This is a genomic window from Streptomyces sp. URMC 123, from assembly GCF_051386515.1.
In the GTDB taxonomy this organism is placed as follows: Bacteria; Actinomycetota; Actinomycetes; order Streptomycetales; family Streptomycetaceae; genus Streptomyces.
On the sequence record NZ_JBPQTV010000641.1, the window covers coordinates 1 to 1009 of the forward strand.

2 protein-coding genes are annotated in these 1009 nt (G+C 71.5%); both read right to left on the reverse strand.

Going from position 1 to position 1009, the window contains the following annotated elements; translation table 11 throughout:
• Positions 1-216 precede the first annotated feature (216 nt).
• Positions 217-402 (reverse strand): DUF1737 domain-containing protein, encoded by a 186-nt coding sequence (locus ACSNOD_RS31380; RefSeq protein WP_436770470.1) that lies wholly within the window; start codon positions 400-402, stop codon positions 217-219.
• Between the two features lie 93 nt (positions 403-495).
• The gene (locus ACSNOD_RS31385) at positions 496-717 is read right to left on the reverse strand and encodes a hypothetical protein (protein ID WP_436770471.1); all 222 of its coding nucleotides are present in this window, start codon (positions 715-717) and stop codon (positions 496-498) included.
• Between the last annotated feature and the right edge of the window lie 292 nt (positions 718-1009).

The window sequence follows — 1009 nt, forward strand, 5'->3', positions numbered from 1 at the left end:
ACCGCAACCACCACCCCCCGCCCCGAAGGCGCGACCTCCTCTCCCCGCCCCGAAGGGGCGGGAAAAGCCCCCGGCCTGCGGGCCGAACCCCTCTCCCGCCCCGAAGGGGCGGGGTCTTTGGCCCGGCCTTCGGCCGGCGGCGCTTCGTACCAAGCGCGCGGGACGCGTCGCGCTCACGTCATGGGGCGATCGCGACCGGCGCCACTCCCATGGTCGCTACGGCCGTGTCGGCCAGAGCAGGGCCTGGGCGACGATGACGCTCTCACCGTTGAAGGTGACGGCCGGACCCCCGTGCAGCTCGTAGCCAAGAGCAATCGCTTCGCTCACCCGGCGACAGAACGAGGCATCGTCCGGTCCGGTCAGGACTCGGTATATGGGCAATCCGTCCGGTGGTGTGCTCATGAGCAGAAGGATCTCAGCCCCACCGCCGACCGATCCGGCGGGCCGGCATGTCCCGAGCTCAATCGCTCCCCAGGTCGAGAGCCGTTCCGCTGCTCACAGACTGTTCCCGGCGGCCGCCTGCCCGTCGCGGATGGTCTCCTGCGCGTACCTGTTGAAGAGGGTCAGGGCATTCCCCATCGCGTCGCTCATCCGCCGAACGCTGTGCGACGTCGTGTCAGTGATTCCGCTCGGCTCGGCAGCGGTGGCGGGGCCGGCGGAAACGAACAGCGTCAGCAGAACGGAAGCGGCTGCCAGGGCCCTGCGTGGCTTGGTCATGAGGTAAGGCTCCCCTGCCTACCTCGGGAGACCCCACCCACATGGGTGAAAGGCCGCCCCTCCGGTCGGCGAAGCGCCGCGGGTCATGCCTCCGCCAGGCACGCAGGGAGCGTCCACCCCCCACCGCGGGCGCGACGCGCTACCGGCTGGAGGGGGCGTGGCGGGGTGCCCCCGCAGTGCGGCGCACGTGCTCCCAGGGGGAGCCGAAGAAACAGCCCGCACGGTGCGCCGCCGAGGAGGTACCCCGGTGCGGCACCGACCCCCGCACGGACAGAGCGCACGACCGCAACCA